This window comes from Sediminitomix flava (assembly GCF_003149185.1).
Classification (GTDB): Bacteria; Bacteroidota; Bacteroidia; order Cytophagales; family Flammeovirgaceae; genus Sediminitomix; species Sediminitomix flava.
This window is the reverse complement of the sequence record NZ_QGDO01000009.1, coordinates 190417-204123: the sequence shown is the minus strand read 5'-3', so window position 1 is coordinate 204123 and position 13707 is coordinate 190417. Positions and strand designations below refer to the sequence as shown.

8 protein-coding genes are annotated in these 13707 nt (G+C 36.6%); 4 read left to right on the top strand and 4 right to left on the bottom strand.

The genetic code is table 11. From position 1 onward, the window contains the following. Positions 1-11 precede the first annotated feature (11 nt). The gene (locus BC781_RS23500) at positions 12-3134 is read right to left on the bottom strand and encodes a SusC/RagA family TonB-linked outer membrane protein (RefSeq protein WP_109622619.1); all 3123 of its coding nucleotides are present in this window, start codon (positions 3132-3134) and stop codon (positions 12-14) included. Positions 3135-3475: 341 nt separating this feature from the next. Beyond that, positions 3476-5278: a 7TMR-DISM family protein gene (locus BC781_RS23495; protein ID WP_211323964.1), complete on the bottom strand. Its 1803-nt coding sequence runs from the start codon at positions 5276-5278 to the stop codon at positions 3476-3478. Between the two features lie 274 nt (positions 5279-5552). Here BC781_RS23495 and BC781_RS23490 point away from each other — a divergent pair, with 274 nt between their 5' ends. Both BC781_RS23490 and BC781_RS23485 read left to right on the top strand, forming a co-directional pair. Continuing rightward, on the top strand, positions 5553-6377 hold the full coding sequence (locus BC781_RS23490; protein ID WP_109622615.1) for a hypothetical protein: 825 nt from the start codon (positions 5553-5555) through the stop codon (positions 6375-6377). Between the two features lie 189 nt (positions 6378-6566). Continuing rightward, entirely contained in the window at positions 6567-6971 is a 405-nt protein-coding gene (locus BC781_RS23485) for a c-type cytochrome (protein ID WP_146201766.1), read from the top strand. A gap of 45 nt (positions 6972-7016) precedes the next feature. Here BC781_RS23485 and sseA read toward each other — a convergent pair whose 3' ends face one another. Then, the gene (gene sseA, locus BC781_RS23480; protein ID WP_109622611.1) at positions 7017-7859 is read right to left on the bottom strand and encodes a 3-mercaptopyruvate sulfurtransferase; all 843 of its coding nucleotides are present in this window, start codon (positions 7857-7859) and stop codon (positions 7017-7019) included. 108 nt (positions 7860-7967) lie between these two features. On the opposite strand from sseA, the gene BC781_RS23475 reads away from it, so the two are divergent. Both BC781_RS23475 and BC781_RS23470 read left to right on the top strand, forming a co-directional pair. Continuing rightward, the gene (locus BC781_RS23475) at positions 7968-8315 is read left to right on the top strand and encodes a hypothetical protein (protein WP_109622609.1); all 348 of its coding nucleotides are present in this window, start codon (positions 7968-7970) and stop codon (positions 8313-8315) included. Between the two features lie 119 nt (positions 8316-8434). Next, positions 8435-9511 (top strand): alkane 1-monooxygenase, encoded by a 1077-nt coding sequence (locus BC781_RS23470; RefSeq protein ID WP_109622608.1) that lies wholly within the window; start codon positions 8435-8437, stop codon positions 9509-9511. Positions 9512-9574: 63 nt separating this feature from the next. Here the strand turns inward: BC781_RS23470 and BC781_RS23465 are convergent, their stop codons facing one another. Next, positions 9575-13561, bottom strand: a complete 3987-nt coding sequence (locus tag BC781_RS23465) for a T9SS type A sorting domain-containing protein (protein WP_158281566.1) — start codon at positions 13559-13561, stop codon at positions 9575-9577. Between the last annotated feature and the right edge of the window lie 146 nt (positions 13562-13707).

The window sequence follows — 13707 nt, the reverse complement described above, 5'->3', positions numbered from 1 at the left end:
AGGTTAAACCACTAGAAAGAAATGTTTGTACCAAGTAAGAATGTTCTTGCTTGTGGGTAAGAACCACGGTCAAAACCAATTCCCATAGCGCTACCATGACCTACTTCAGGATCTAGACCTGTGTATTCTGTAAATGTGAAAGCATTTTGTACAGATAAGTAGAATCTAGCTTTGGTCATTCCTGCTTTTGCACAAATATTTTGAGGAAGTGTATACCCTATTTGGATGTTTTTCAGACGTAGGTAAGAAGCATCTTCAAGGTGTACCATATCGTTGATTCTTGTGAAGTTTCCGTTTGTATCATTATGAGTGAATCTTGGGAAACTATTTGTACTACCTTCTCCTGTCCAACGATTTAAATATCTAGCATTGTAGTTTTGGTCTGCTACAAGCTCAAGACGCTGTGTGGCATTGAACAACATTGCTCCTTGCTGTCCTTGCCAGAACATGCTAAAGTCAAAACCTTTATAGTCCATGCTAATATTCAAACCGAATGTCCAATCGTGCTGAGGATCTCCGATATCTGTACGGTCATCGCCGTCAATCACACCATCACCATTTGTATCTACAAAACGGATATCTCCTGGAACAGCTTTCTGACCAAATGCTTCATTGTAAGCATCTGCTTCAGTTTGATTTTGAATAATACCATTTGTCTTATAGCCATAGAAATAAGGTAGTGCGTGACCTTGTTCCATTACCAACTGTCCGTCATATTGGAATGCTCCGTCACCATAAATTCTACCATCTCCTGTAGCTACTTTTTGTACTTCATTGTCGTTGTAAGCAACATTTGCTGCAATTTCGTAGTGGAAGTCTCCTTCTCTTTTTCTGTAAGCTAAAGCTAATTCAATACCTTGGTTACGAACTTCACCTAAGTTAGCGCTTGGCTGTCCGATACCTGTATAAGCTGGAATTGGCTGAAGTCCTAGAAGGTTTTTACGTGTTCTTTGATAAGCATCTAAGTTCATTGTCAACTTATCATTCCATAAACCTGCATCAATACCAAAGTTAACCTCTTGTGCGTGCTCCCACTGTAAATTAGGGTTTGCTAGTTTATTTTGAGCGAAACCCGTTGTTGGTGTCTCAGCAGAACCAATAATGTAGTTTGTAGTTGCTCCTACCAATGGTAAATAAGCAAATGCTTCAATAGACTCATTACCTGTTTCACCATAACCAGCTCTCAACTTCAAGAATGTAAGTACATCGTTATCTACTAAGAAATTCTCTCTTGAAACTACCCAACCACCTTGAATAGATGTGAAAAGACCAAATTGGTTATTTGTACCAAAGTTTGTTGAACCGTCATAACGTAAAACTGCATTCAACATATACTTCTCATCGTAGTTATAAGTTAGTCTACCGAAGTAAGATAGCATTCTGTGTTGCCAAAATCCACTGTTACTTTTTTGAGTTTCGTCATCAGCACCATTTGCTAAATAAGCATAGTCCCAACCTTTGATTTGAAGATTTGTACGGTTACCACTGAACCATTTTCCTTGTCTATCAATCAAAGTAGTTCCTAATAGAACTCCGAATGTATGTTTGTCAATCGTCTTATCATATGAGACAATGTTTTCCCATTGCAATTCAACATTCTCATATGAACCTTGCCACACACCATCTGCGGTAACTGTATTCACTACATTGTAATATGCTTCAGGCGTATATCCTCTGTTGTTTCCATTACTCAATTTGAAACCTACATCAGTTCTTACTTTCAAACCTTCAATACCTGGCGTTACTTCTAAGAAACCGTTTCCATAAAGACTTGAATGAATATTCTCATCATATGTATTTTGAATCCTAGCTAAAGGATTGACAATCTCTCTAAGGTTTCTTTGTGAGATACCATAATAGTTACCATTTGCATCTCTTACTGCTGAAGGAGACAATGATGAATATTCTGCTGCGATCTCAGGATTAGTGATAATGGCTGGAGTTAAAGGATCATGAAGAATTGCATTCTGTAAGACAGAACCAAATTCGTTCTGCTCGTTAATCCCTTGTTTTGTACTTCTTGTATAAGATAAGTTTTGACCAAACTTTACATAGTCAGACAACTGATGCGAAGAATTCAAACGCATTGTGAAACGATCGAACTGTGACTTTTCTGGAGCCACAAAACCTTGCTGACCAAAATAGTTTACACTTGCAAGATAGCTTGATACTTCTGATCCTCCAGAAACTTGTACTGTATGGTTGGTGATTGGAGCTGTATCATAAATTTGATCTTGCCAATCCGTGTCCACCATGTTAGATGACATTTCTTCGGCAGAGAACGGTAAAGACTTATTCGCGTGCATCGCTCCTTCATTATGAAGAATCATATACTCTTTCGCATTCAGCACAGGTGCTTTTCTCCACGCTGATTGCACTCCGTAGTATCCATCATAATTTACAGTAAGCTTACCTGCCTTACCTTTTTTCGTTGTTACAATCACAACACCATTCGCACCTCTTGAACCGTATACTGCAGCAGAGGCAGCATCTTTCAATACCTCGATAGAAGAAATATCTCCTGGGTTAAGGTGATCGATATTATCTAGTTGAAGACCATCAACTACATATAATGGCGTGTTGTTTCCATTTGAACCTGTACCCCTTACTCTAATGTCAAAACCAGCACCTGGTTGACCACTATTTCCAACTACAGTAACCCCTGGAGTTCTACCCTGAAGGGCCTGTCCAGCCTCTACAACAGGTGTTTTTACGATATCAGCTTCTTTTACTGAAGCAATAGCACCTGTTACAACGCTTTTCTTTTGGACACCATAACCAACTACAACAATCTCATCTAATTGCTCTGCATCAGGGGTTAGTGTGATGTCAATGTTTGTCTGATTTCCTACTTCAACTTCTTGCCCTACATATCCGATATAAGAAAATACTAAAGTAGTACCGCCTTCTGGGATGGCTATTTTGTACATACCATCGAAGTCAGTGATAGTACCTGTTTTTGTTCCTTGAACAAGGATTGATACACCTGGTAGCGGTTGATTATCTTCTCCCGAAATAATTTTCCCTTCAACCATTCGCTCTTGAGCAAATGTAGTTGAAGTAAGCATCCAAGCTGCTACGAAAGCAAGCCAGGGTTTAAGCTTAGATATACTACAACAAAAAAATCTAAACATATCCTTTTTGTTTGAGCGGTAAATAAAGTAAACGATATAGTGACATTCGTCAGACGAAAAAAATACCTGCTATACCCGGGACTGAGCAAGTGATTTTGTCAAGTCTTCAATACAAATGAAAACGATAAGTGTACAAAAAACAAGAATCTACATTTAACTGTTTTTAAGCGTATTGGCACTTAAATAACAAACTCACAAAGTAGTATAAATCAACATCTTAAATACAAAAACGTATTGATAACACTATTTTTTGTTTGCACCTAAGAACATTGTTAAGAAATGTTAAATGAGTTTTTTTAGAACTAATAATACTTCTGAAAAGGATGTTCCGATACCGGTTTCTAATCTTGAATCAGAACTTTCCATCCATCCTCATTATTATCATTCACTCTACTCAATCTTTCTTTTATCTTTTTACTGAACTTCCAACAGGTGTTTTGTCGCAAGTCTAAAAGTTTTGAAAGCTCTGTCGAAGTGATATCTCCCTGATGGCTATAAACTAGGTAAAGCATATAAAATGCTTTTTGTATCGGGAAATGAAGCCTGTGAAAAATAGTTGCATTTGTAGTAGACTCATTAAAGCCACACTTCGTACAACGATGTCCGTATTTAGCTACTTCTGAATATTTCTCATTGGCGCACTTTTTACAAGCATATCCTTTTGACCACTTCACTTTAGCCAAGTACTTGTAACAAGCATCGTCATCTGGGAAAATCTTACTGAATTCAGCAAAACCTACATCCTTAACCAAAACCCGAGCAGTGGCTAATTCCTCTACATTTTCCTGAAGTTGTAAATTTTCACCTCTGAGCAGTTCGTTCATCCTTGCAATTTCTAAAGATTGCTCTTTCAATTGCTCTGCTTGATTTTCTAGAAGTGAGTTTGCGCTAGCTAATTCTTTATTGTTTGTTTCAATGATTTGCTTCTGTTCTCTGATCTGCTCAGTTCTTTCAACTACCTTCTGTTCAATGATTCTTTCATTTTCACGTAATTGATCAATCACTCTCTGCTGACTCTCGGCATGTTCTTTTTTCATGATGCGATAGCGTTCAGCTAAAGCAATTGAAAAGAAGACCACTTTCAGTATCAGGCTGAAATTGAAAGTATATACTCCAAGAATTGTATAGAAAATGGCTAGCCCTTGCGAACGGAAGGACATAATGCTTGCCGCAATCAATACAAAAGTGAAACCAATCAAAAAGTAGCGTTCTTGTACATTTCCTACTCGTTGGTATTTGATAGCATATACAAAAATGATTAAGAACGGAAGAATATATACAGGCGAAGCCCACAAGAAATTATAGGAATTGAAATAATATATGAAGTACAAAATATTCATTCCTACAGAAGTCCATATCAGTTGCCACCCAAGTCTACTTTTCTTTCGCATTCGAAGAAAGGAGGTCGCAAAAAGGACGGAACTCACCATAAAATAAAGAGGAGTCCATTTATCTGTGATAGCATTAAGAAATGGAAATGTCTCCCAGTAGTATTGAAAACCTGTTCGATCTTCTGTTAAACCAACGAAAACACTCGCTAATACAAACAGAACATAATACAGATAGAATCGCTCTTTTAATGAAAAGAAGAAAAAGAGGTTATAAACAGCTAACAGGATCAATATTCCGTAGAAAGCACCTAATAAATAATACTCTCCATTACTATAACTCAGAAATTCATTATTGGGCCAAATTTTAAAAAGGAGTGCCGAATAGAAGTCCGTTCTATATCGAAAATAAACCGTCACTTTTTCACTCGTCTTCGGAATATCAAAGATGAAGTTTTTATGACGATAATGCCTTTCTGCAAAATTATGATCAACGCCAATTGGTTTGAACTCCTCGAGTGTGTCCGTCAAACAAAAAGCAGTAAGATCATTGACATGGCTATCCAATAATTCTAAAAGCCAGTGTCCATTTTCAAAGAAATCACTTTCAAGATCAAGCTTTACCCAATAGACATAGGTCGTATTGGGAATTACTGCAACTGTTTTACCCTCTTGAGACGCCCACAGCGAATCTGGCAGTTTCAGGATATCTTGAATTTTTTTATCTCCAAGCTCATCTCGATAAGTAAAAACATCTTCAGCATCTACTAAGATTTCGCGTTGAACGTCACTTTCTGGTCCTACACTAGGCACCATCGCAAATGCTTTTTGAAAAGTAAGTATTATAAATAGGCTAAAAACTAATGTTTGTTTGAAAAATACTCTCATGATGACCTTTCCCTCCGTATGTAAATATGAGCGTATATACGACTCAGTTACTTATAAAATATATACCAACATGGATTGTTAATGAGTTTCAAAAGTATAAACCTTAATGATTTTGTAGACGTTTGTATGTTGGTTGTGGTACTCAAATATACATACTACAATTAAAAATGTTACAATCACAGTTATCAAATATTAAAAACTAATGGCAAGCTCTAAATTATTAACTCTCGCCCTATTATTTACCGCTACATCCTTTTTCAGCTCATGCAGTAAGAAAAACACGGATGATGTAAATGATACAGACGCTCCACTAACTGAAGAAACTCAACAGGAGCAAGCTAAAGAAAATCCTACTGAAGTAGCTAAACCTAGTCCAGACAAACAGAAGCCTCAAACTTCCAAGCCAAAACCTGTTCCTGTCGTAAAAGAAGAAGTAAAGAAACAACAGCCTGCAGCTAAAAAAGAACCAAAACCTGAACCACCAAAACCTGTAATCATGACGGTAGATGCAGGAAAAGATTTTAACATTAGTCTTTCTGAAGATTTGGATACTAAATCTCTTCAGGTAGATCAATCATTCAAAGCAGCTCTTACAAGTCCTATCATTGTCAATGGAAAAGAAGTTCTTCCTAAAAATGCGACTGTAACAGGGAAAGTTGTTGCTGTCCAAAATGAGAAGAAAATGGGTGGTCGTTCTAAACTAGAAGTAACACTTTCTCAAGTTTATTTAGACGGTGCTTCTTATAACTTGAAGACCAATACAATTCCTTTCCAAGGGAAAAGTCAAACAGGTAAAACTGCAAGAAATACAGGAGCTGGTGCTGCTGTTGGTGCTGGTATTGGTGCGGCTGTTGGTAAAAAAGGAGATAAAGGAAAAGCTGCAGGTATAGGTGCTGCCATTGGTGCTGCTTTAGGAGCTGGTGCCACTGCTATTGGAGAAAAAGGTTCATTAGTTCTTGAGCAAGGAACTACAATGACTTTTAACCTTGAGCGTAGCGTAAATATTGAATTACCTCCAGTGAAATAATTGAATAGACTTAACAGCTATCGATTTAAAGGGAATTTTCTATCAAAGAGAATTCCCTTTATTTTATTTTCTAAGTCTAGATCTGTTTTAAGACATTCTATTTAAAACCGTACTTTGTACAATTTATTCTTTTAGTTATTATATTTGGGTGGATATTTTCAAGGACTAACAGGTTTAGATCTCATCAACATGAATTATTACGGTTTTTTAGGTTTAATTTCATTACTATTTTCAGTACTAAGCTTCAATGAAACTCAACCTCCTTCTAAGGAAGAGAGTATGAAAGCTGGAAAAGATACTTATAAAAAACTTTGTGCCTATTGTCACCAAGAAAACGGACAAGGCGTAAAAGGACTTTACCCACCTTTAGCAAAAGCTGACTACCTATTCAATGATATTGATAGAGGTATTCATATCATTAAATATGGCAAAGAGGGAGCAATTAAAGTGAACGGCGAAGAATATAATGGTTATATGTCTGAACTAGGTCTTAGCGACGAAGAAGTTCGTGACGTTACAAACTACATCTTGAACACTTGGGGAAATGAACACGAAATGATTTCCTTAGAAAAAGTTCAATCGATTAAGAGATAATAAAAAAGTCTTCTGAATATGTTCAGAAGACTTTTTTATTAGCTACTACTTCACCACAGGTAAATCTAACTCTTCTTGCCCCCACTCACTCCAAGACCCATCATAAACACTTAGCTTGTCATAACCCGCAATGGTAGCTCCTAATGCCAAAATACAAGCTGTCACTCCAGAACCACAAGAAAATATCATCTCCTGTTCTACCTTCTTATCATTAAATATCGACTTCAGATCTTCCTTAGTCTTCATTTGACCTTCCAACTGTAAGTCCGTGAACGGTAAACTTTTCGCATTTGGCATATGTCCAGACCTCAGCCCTACTCTAGGTTCGGGAGCTGTTCCATCAAATCTACCTGCCGAACGAGCATCTAAAATAGATTTTGCTTCATCTTCCAATGCAGTTAAAACCGCATTTTTATCCTTGATTAACTCTTCTTTCAAGACTGCTTTAAAATCCCCTTTAGCTTCGTTCTTTTCATAAGACTTTGTTGGAAAATTTTTCGCCTTCCAAGTTGGTAATCCTCCATCAAGTACAGACACATTAGAAAATCCCATTGCCTTAAACATCCACCATGCACGAGGGCTAGAGTAAGTACCAAGAGCATCGTAAACCACAACCCAACTATCTTGATTTATCCCTAGTTTTTGAGCTTCTTCTTCAAACTGAGCAACTGATGGCATTGTATGCGGAAGAGAAGATGATTTATCTGAAAAAGCATTATTGATATCAAAAAACTGAGCCGTACCAATGACTTCAGTTGGAATATACTTCTCTTTACTTCCTGGCTTCGGAATCGTAGCATCTAAAAGAATAAGGTTAGGATGTTCTAAATGCTCACTCAACCACTCAACACTTACGATCGGATTTGGTAATTTTTCAGCTGTATTCATTTTTCTATTGGTTCATTTTATAGCTCAAAATTAAAAGCTTCGCTTCTGAATTGAAATTGTACTCTCAACTTTTACTAACTTGCTTTTATCATTAGTAAATAAGCCATTATGTCAAACCAAAACAAAACGGTTGGTCAAGCTATCACAGAATTCCAACATGCCGCACAGGCAAACTTGATTAAAGTACAGGAAGCTATGGACTCTTCTGAAGAGGTCACTTACCTAGAAGTACTATCGAAAGCGATCATTGCCCAGAAATCATCTGAATTTATTGCCAACAATATTTTTGATTTGGAAGATGACTTCACAACCTCTGGTGCTTTATTAGAGCTCGAAGTTTATGATTTGCAGTTAAATGTGAATTTTGGAGCTAGAGCATTGGCAAAAGCCAGATTTGTCAGTCAATTAAATAATATTCTGAGCCCAATGGGTTGGGAACAATATGCTTGGGACTAACCGCTCAAGCATATTCACTCTAAAATACAATTGCGCTATCAATTCATAATATATTGGATGATTGAGATTTATCTCTTATCTTTTTCTTAGAAATTATAATTATCCAAAAGCGCAACACAATGCTACGACCACTCCGATATTCAATTATTTTCAGCTTACCATTGGCTGTTTTTTTAGCCTTTTACCTCAAAGGTCTATGGACTTTTTTTCCATTAGTCTACTCATTTGGTATTATTCCGTTTCTCGAGTTATTCATTCCGCCATCTACAGGCAATAAGTCTGATGAAGAATACAAATCGCTACTTTCCAACAAGAGTTATGATCTTGTTTTGTACATGGCTGCCTTTGTGCATATAGGTTTCCTTTTTTACTTTTTATGGATTATTCAAAGTCCTATGCAAACATGGGAGTTGATTGGTTGTATCATTTCTATGGGGATTTTATGTGGAACAATGGGAATTAATCTGGCTCATGAACTTGGACATAGAAAAACCAAAGGCGAACAAAGATTAGGACAGGCATTATTGCTAACATCATTGTATATGCACTTTTATATTGAACATAACAGAGGTCACCATCGCTATGTGAGTACTCCTCAAGACCCTGCCACTTCCAGATTAGGAGAACCTCTTTATGCCTTTTGGTTTCGTTCAATGTACAAAGGATACTTATCTGCTTGGCATTTAGAAAAAGAGAGATTAGCCAAAAAGAAAAGCTCTCCCTTTAATCTTTCGAATGAATTCTTACAATTCCAAGTCGTTCAAATCGGATTGTTAGTAGCTGTATTTGTTTATGGTGGATGGCTGAGTTTAGCCGCTTTTTTTAGCGCAGCTGTTATCGGTATATTACTCTTGGAAACAGTCAATTATATTGAACATTATGGACTGATAAGACATAAGAAAAAAGAGCATTACGAAAGAGTACAACCTTGGCACTCATGGAATTCTGATCATGTGATCGGACGAACACTACTTTTTGAATTATCACGACATTCAGATCATCATTATATGGCGAGTAGAAAATATCAGATTCTGAGACACTTCGATGACAGTCCTCAAATGCCAACAGGCTATCCTGGTATGATGCTCTTGTCAGCCATTCCTCCGCTTTGGTTTGGAGTCATGAATCCTAGAGTAGAAAAGTACAATGCCTTCGGAAAAAAGAAATTTGAAGAAAAAATAAATGCGAAAGCTTAAAAATAAGGAATCCCATTTCAACTAAAACTGAAATGGGATTTCCCTTTTTATAGCAAGAGTAAATTAGTTGACCACAACCTTTTCAACCACTTGCTCACCATCAGAAATCAGACGAATAATGAAGATTCCTCGTCCAAACTCACTCACATTTACTTCTCGCTTAAATGTAGTATTGAAAGACAGCTCATAGACTTTATTTCCCGAAGGTGTAAAGATTTCTATTCTACTATCATTTCCATATGCTTCGAGCGTAAATGAACCTGTTGTTGGGTTCGGATAAGCCTTAATTCCAAAACTAGGCAAACTATAATTGCTAGTATTTGCATAAGCTACAGGCTCTCCCTCATCCCAATCTATATCATCCTCTTCATTCATGACCGTTTGCGTATAATCAGTCGAACTACAACGCTGATTTCCGTACTCGTACTCATGTTCCATGATCTCCTCTTCTCCATCTACAAAACAGATGACCTCTTGTTCTTTACTGAAAAGATTTCGGGTTTGACCTGGCTCAACCTTAAATCTTTTACCATTATCTTTCATTAAAAACATAGGGAAGAATGGGTCGATATTCGTAATCGATGTTTGGTATTTATTTCGCTTACGAGAACATTCCATAAATTTGACATCTATAGACTTCGTACAAACCTTACTTAACGGGAATACAATATTATTCCACCCCTTCTTTCCTTCCATTTCCCATTTGAAGCCCATTCTCAAAGCTTGATAAACACGTCCTTCTGGTGTTTCTAATGAACCAATTGTTCTCAGTTTTACATAAGGAAGTTCACAAACGATATTCTCATCACTGAGTAAGACCATTTTCCCATCACCAACAAACATCTTCTTACCTTCATCATTGTACTTCACCATATTCTGAGTACTCAACTTCCAATATTGCCCACAGAATTCTACCATAGCCAAACATTCAGCTCCGAGTTCGCCTTCCTCTTCTGCATCCATATAACACCTGAAAATAGCATGACCTGGCATTGGTCTGATATCTGTATTTTCAACTTCATTCTCAAGCATTGGAGAAATCTTGTCATACATGTTAGTCATTTTTTCTGGTTTCATGGCGATACATCTGTTGAGGTCGTATGAGTAGAAATTATCACCACACATTGGGTACATTTCATCACAATCATCACCAATTACAATATCTGGAACTTCATCTGTACAAATAAGATCGATGTTTATATCACCGTGTTTTGTACTTCTACAAACCTCTTGATATCCGCTATAACTTTTCTTCTCAAGAACCCAATTGAACCAAGTTGAAAGGCCATTTTTGTAGTTTTTACCGTTGGCCGCAATACCAATTTGGGTACAATTGTCACTCCCATTTATATTCATAAACCTCAGCTTGTACATATCATACCCATCGGAATACCTTAGATAAGACTTCTCTTCATCAATTTCATAGTATTGCCAAACTTTGGTTTCAAAGAAATCTTTTAATTGATCTGGAACTAAGCCACATTCAAACTTCCCTTCACAATTTGGTTCTGATGGTTGCTTAAACTTTACATTTACATCCCAATTTGTACCTATATTTTTACCATTCTGAACTGTCACAGTCCCTCTCAAATACAAAAAGTCATCTTCTTCACATAAATACAATTCATCTTCATTATATGGGTCTAAAGAAAAAGTTGTAAGCCCTTTTTCTGATAAATTTGTCAGATCACAGAAACCTCTCAACCAGAAAACATGATTATCTACAAATGGACAATTTACTGATTTAACGGCTGCCTCAACTTTGAATTTATCATTGGTAACTAATACCGAAACTTGTGAAGTACAGTCGTCTTGTCCTTCTCTTTGAAGCGTAAAAGTATATTGACCAATAGGTAGTTTTAACTCTATTTGAGGATTGATGGTTGATGTACTCTGAATTCTTGCCAACGTACCAGAATAATTCAAACTGAGATTTGTAGGTGTAATATTCGGGATTAGATCTGTCAACTCTGTAAGTAAACCCTCACCTTCTACAATGGCATTAATATCAATTTGATCTAAACCTGCAATCACGTTATTAAGATTAAGAACTACGGTTCCAAATCCATCTGAATCACAATTTACTTCAGGGCTTAATGCTGCAAGCTGAAGTGCACATTCTGTTCTACATTCTAGATCAATATTAATATCAGCATGCTTTGAACCTTGACAAACGGTTTCCTCCTCATTCTTTTTCAGAACCCAGTCAAACCACGTCGATAAACCATATTTGTAGTTTTTTCCGTTTGCGGCTACACCAAGTTGCGTATAATTCGATTTGTTCAAGAACTCTAACCTATAGATATCAGCATTCTCAGTGTACTGTAGGTAAGATAAATCCTCATCAATTGTGTAATATTTCCAGACATGATTCTCAAAGAAATCTTGTAGGTTTCCCGGAATTAATCCGCATTCGAATTTTCCTTCTGTTACATCATCTTTAGGATTAAACTTTATATTTACCTCCCAATTTGTATTTACATTTTTACCACTCTTAACTGTAACAGTTCCTTGCAGATATAAACAATCGTCTTCGTCACAAAGGTATAGCTGATCATTTCCCATTAAAGAGAATATTGTCTTCCCTTTTTGGCTTGGGTTTGCTAAATCACAAAAATCTTGAAACCAGAAAACGTGGCCATCATCAAAGTTACAATTGACAAATGCAGGTATTTTGGCTGGAGACACATTGAATTTATCACTCGCTACTCTCACATTCACCTCAGAGATACATTCAGGGTCGTCACCTCTCTGTAGCTTAAACGTATACTGACCTATTGGTAATCGCACCTCTATCTGTGGGTTACTATTAGCCCCTCCTATTTGTTGTACTGTAGCCTCATCATCTAGGATGTTGGTAGTCATAGGAGTAATTTCAAGAAGAGATTTTACATCTGAAATAACACCTGGTACTCCATCTATAGCTGCACTAAAATCTAATTGATCTATTTCGGGAATAACATTATTCAAATTCAATACTACCGTTCCAAACCCATCTTCTTCACAATCAATATCTGGGCTTAAAACCCCGATGTCAGGACATTGGGATGAACATTCTAAATCAACATTGATATCTGCATGACTGTTAGTCTGAAAAATAGTTTCAAAAAAAGGTTCTCCATTTGAGCCCTCTCCTTCCTTAACCAATTTCCATTTAAACCAATCTGAGAGTCCAAACCCTAAATTCTTGTTATTTCCACCTAATCCTATTTGCATACAATAAGGTGCTATCTCGCTGGTTATATGGATTTGTATAGGTGTATCTATTAATTCTAAAAAGGAATCTCCATCTAATTTAATTTTGTAGTACTCCCAAAATTTTTCAAACTCTGTGAGTTTTGTATTAGCACTTGACTTAAACTCAAATTTAGGATCACAGTTAGCTCTATCAGTAGGAATCAATTCTATATTTACGCCCCATTGTGTTCCTATATTTTCACCACTATAAATTGTAACAGTACCCGTAATTTTAGCTTCATCTCCATCTATACAAAGAAAGAGCTCATCTCCTTCCTCTAATCCAAAACGGGTTATTTTGCTCGAAGCTGTTGTTTCACAAGTCTGTGAATTAATGATCGGGAGCTTCGGAAAATAAAATACGTGTCCATCTACATACCTTCCATAGCTATCGTTAAAACTTGCGCTCAATTCATATTTAAGACATGTAGGAAAGATCAATTCCTCAAAAGGCGGACAATTTTCTTGGCTTGGAGTTACAACTATTTTGTAACCTGTTAACTCGATATTAGAATATGTTTTCTCTACCTCATTAAATTGATCAGGTATGAGATCATTTTCTTCTAATTCTGTGTAGGTTCCGTCATTATTTAGCACCAATAATTTTAAGTTGACAGAAGCTGTTACATCTGAAAGTCCAATTGTAATACTGGTCTTTCCTCCTTGTTCTAAAATAGGTGGAACATCTAGCTTTATAATTTCAGGACAGAAAGGATCTGGCACATTTTCATCATCATCAAAAGACATAAATGATGAAAAACAAATAACACTAGCTAAAGCGAACTTTAACCAGAGGTAAAAATTTGATTTCATTTTCATGAGAGATTGTTAGTTAGTTTAGTTTTAGTAGTTACCATTTAATGTGAAAACGGTCGCCAACTAAACGCCAAAACCCACTCTCTTACTTTTGTGTTCCTAAACGAACTTCTCAGCCCTTTTTACTTCGATAAATTCAACGA

What these genes read in the sequence shown, in the direction of transcription:
- BC781_RS23470 (WP_109622608.1), top strand. Translation starts at nt 8,435, where the DNA reads ATGCTACGACCACTCCGATATTCAATTATTTTCAGCTTACCATTGGCT.
- BC781_RS23500 (WP_109622619.1), bottom strand. Translation starts at nt 3,134, where the DNA reads ATGTTTAGATTTTTTTGTTGTAGTATATCTAAGCTTAAACCCTGGCTT.
- BC781_RS23495 (WP_211323964.1), bottom strand. Translation starts at nt 5,278, where the DNA reads ATGGTGCCTAGTGTAGGACCAGAAAGTGACGTTCAACGCGAAATCTTA.
- BC781_RS23475 (WP_109622609.1), top strand. Translation starts at nt 7,968, where the DNA reads ATGTCAAACCAAAACAAAACGGTTGGTCAAGCTATCACAGAATTCCAA.
- BC781_RS23465 (WP_158281566.1), bottom strand. Translation starts at nt 13,561, where the DNA reads ATGAAATCAAATTTTTACCTCTGGTTAAAGTTCGCTTTAGCTAGTGTT.
- BC781_RS23490 (WP_109622615.1), top strand. Translation starts at nt 5,553, where the DNA reads ATGGCAAGCTCTAAATTATTAACTCTCGCCCTATTATTTACCGCTACA.
- BC781_RS23485 (WP_146201766.1), top strand. Translation starts at nt 6,567, where the DNA reads ATGAATTATTACGGTTTTTTAGGTTTAATTTCATTACTATTTTCAGTA.
- sseA (WP_109622611.1), bottom strand. Translation starts at nt 7,859, where the DNA reads ATGAATACAGCTGAAAAATTACCAAATCCGATCGTAAGTGTTGAGTGG.